The 2,792-nt window shown below is 74.6% G+C and carries 2 protein-coding genes; both read left to right on the top strand.

Annotation, left to right across the window (positions count from 1 at the left end):
- Positions 1-368: 368 nt before the first annotated feature.
- On the top strand, positions 369-1,829 hold the full coding sequence (locus tag AE652_RS39030; RefSeq protein ID WP_049660252.1) for a hypothetical protein: 1,461 nt from the start codon (positions 369-371) through the stop codon (positions 1,827-1,829).
- Positions 1,830-1,895: 66 nt separating this feature from the next.
- On the top strand, positions 1,896-2,699 hold the full coding sequence (locus AE652_RS39025) for a methyltransferase domain-containing protein (protein WP_049660250.1): 804 nt from the start codon (positions 1,896-1,898) through the stop codon (positions 2,697-2,699).
- The last annotated feature ends 93 nt before the right edge of the window (positions 2,700-2,792 follow it).

The raw sequence follows: 2,792 nt of genomic DNA, 5'->3' as shown, positions 1-2,792 counted from the left end.
GGGTACGGCGGCCAGCGCGAGCGCGGCGGTCGCGCAGACGGCGGCGGCGGTGGCGGGGAGGCGGCGGCTGAAGCGCATGGGAAAACCTCTTCCTCGGTGAGGGGCGAGAAGACGTCCTCTCGCGCGCTCCCGAGCGGTGGGGGCCGGGGAGCGCGCGGCGTTTCCGGGTCCACAGGGTCCAGCCGTGACCGCATGCCGTCAAGGCGATCGGACGAACTTGCTGACATTTCGTCAACAAGACCGTCCGCGCCGACGACGCCACGGCGCCGCGACGCCACGGCGCCCGGGGCTTGCGGCGCGGGTCTTCCCTCCACCCGCCGGGAACCGCCACTGTGGTGGACGCGGATCCCTCGGACGGGGTGGGTGGAGTGGGCGACCAGCACGAGACGCACAACAGGATCAGCCAGAGCACCATCCACGGCAACGTGTTCATGGGCGGCGTCCTCACGCTGATGGGCGGCCGCAGACCGCGCCTGCGGCTGCTGATCGCCGTGCTGAGCGTGCTGGCCCTGCTGGGCGCCGGCACGACGTACTGGGCGCTGACCGCGACGGAGGGCGGCAAGGGGCCGGAACTCGGTGCCCACTACGACCCCGAGCACGCCGACGCCGACTCGACCACGGTCGTCCCCCGGGTCGTCAGACCGACCGACCCGCCGGCCGTCACCGGCTGCGAAGCCGCCCGGACGTGGGCGCACGCGCAGGGCGGTACGGACGTGGGCGCGTCGCCGCTGTCGGTCTCGATGGTCGGCAACGGCCACACCGTGGCGATCGAACAGGTGCGGGCGACCATCGTGGGCGAGCCCCGCGACCCGCTGCCCGGCACGGTCGTGGACTGCGCCGGACAGGGGGAGGGCAAGAAGATCGACATGGGCGTCGACCTGGACTCCCCGAACCCGGTCGCGCTGATCGGGGCCGCCGGACCGGTGTCGTTCGCCCCCTACTTCACCGACAAGTACCTCTACCTGGAGGACCGGAAGCCCGAGATCGTCAGCCTCACCGTGCTCGCGACCCGGCACAGCTACGACTACGTGCTCACGGTCGAGGGCACCGTCGACGGCAAGCGCCGCACCTGGACGCTGAAGGACGGCGACCGCCCGTTCCACGTCTCCGGGGTGCGCAGGGAGTCCGGCACCGAGCTGTCGACCCACGGCAGGGGCTGGGAGACGAGCTACGGCACCGGCTCCGGCGAGCGCATCCGGTGCAACCCCTGCTACGACCAGGACCAGCAGGAGATCCCGGGCACCACGGTCGCCGTCGCTCCGGCCGGCTACAGCTTCCCCTCCAAACCGGGATACCAGCCGGGGGATCCGATCGCCCCGCCGAAGGACCGGCCGACCGCGCAGACGCCGCCGCTGACGGTGGACGGGCACGACGCGGAGTCCGTCGCGATCGCCTGGGCCGTCACCTCGGGCACCTTCGACACCTCCCGCGGCGACGCCGGGCCGGCGGCCGTCCTGAGCCGGTCGCGCCGGTACCTGACTTCCGAACTGGCCGCCGCCGGCGGCGGGTTGACCGCCTGCGAGGAGAACGGGTCGGCCTGGCCCGCCGACCTGACCGCACGCCGGGGCTGGTCGCTGGTCAGATGGGTGGTCGCGGGGCCCGCGGCGGGCCGCTTCGATCCGCGCGACCTCACCGGCGAGGTGGTCGAGCTGGAGGTCGCCGTCTACTGCACCTACGCCGCCGAGGAGGGCTGGTTCCGAACGCCCAGGCAGTCGTACACCCCGCGACTGACGCTCCGACGCGGGCCCGACGGCGGCTACCTGATCTCCGACATCGGCAAGGTGACCTACGACATCCCGGCGCTCACCGACCCGGCCCCGCAGCCCTGAACGGCCCGCCCCGAGTGCCGCGCCCCGAGGGCCTGTCTTCGAACTCGCGTCTGCGAGAATCCCGGCATGGCTGAGCACGAGAGCGACCACGGCTACCTCCTGGACAACCGCCAGTCGGAGGCGGGCATCCGCTTCGGCGCCCTCGCCGAACTCTTCGACCCGGTGACCTTCCGGCACGTCGACGCCCTCGGGATCGGCCCCGGCATGCGCTGCTGGGAGGTCGGCGCGGGCGGCCCCTCGGTGCCGCTCGGGCTCGCCGAGCGGGTCGGCCCGACCGGCGCGGTGGTCGCCACCGACATCGACGTCTCCTGGACCGCCCCCGCCGCCGGCGGCGTGATCGAGGTGCTGCGCCACGACGTGGCCGCCGACCCGCCGCCGCCCGGCGGCTTCGACCTGGTGCACGCCCGGCTGGTCCTGGTGCACGTCGCCGACCGCGCCGAGGCCCTGCGCAGGATGGTGCGGGCGCTGCGCCCCGGCGGCCGGCTGCTCCTGGAGGACGCCGACCCGGCCCTGCAACCGCTGCTCTGCCCCGACGAGTCCGGCCCCGACGAGCGCCTCGCCAACCGGCTGCGGACCGGCTTCCGCACCCTGATGGCGGGCCGCGGCGCCGACCTCGCGTACGGGCGGACGCTGCCCAGGGCGCTGCGCGAGGCGGGCCTGGTCGACGTCCAGGCCGACGCGTACTTCCCGATCACCTCGCCGGCCTGCGCGGTCCTGGAGGACGCGACCGTCCGGCAGATCCGCGGACTGCTGGTACGGGAAGGCCTCGCGACGGACGAGGAGATCGACCGCCACCTGGCCAACGTCGCGACCGGCCGGCTCGACCTGGCCACCGCCCCGATGATCTCGGCGTGGGCGCGCCGCCCGTGATGTCCCCCGGGCCGCCGCCCGCAGGCCTGGACGGGGCCGGGGCCGGCGCGCTGCTCGCCGAGGTGCGGGCCTCCGCCGGGCGGGTGCTCGCCA

It is taken from the genome of Kitasatospora sp. MY 5-36 (genome assembly GCF_001182915.1).
GTDB lineage: Bacteria > Actinomycetota > Actinomycetes > Streptomycetales > Streptomycetaceae > Kitasatospora.
This window is presented reverse-complemented; position numbering and strand designations above follow the sequence as displayed.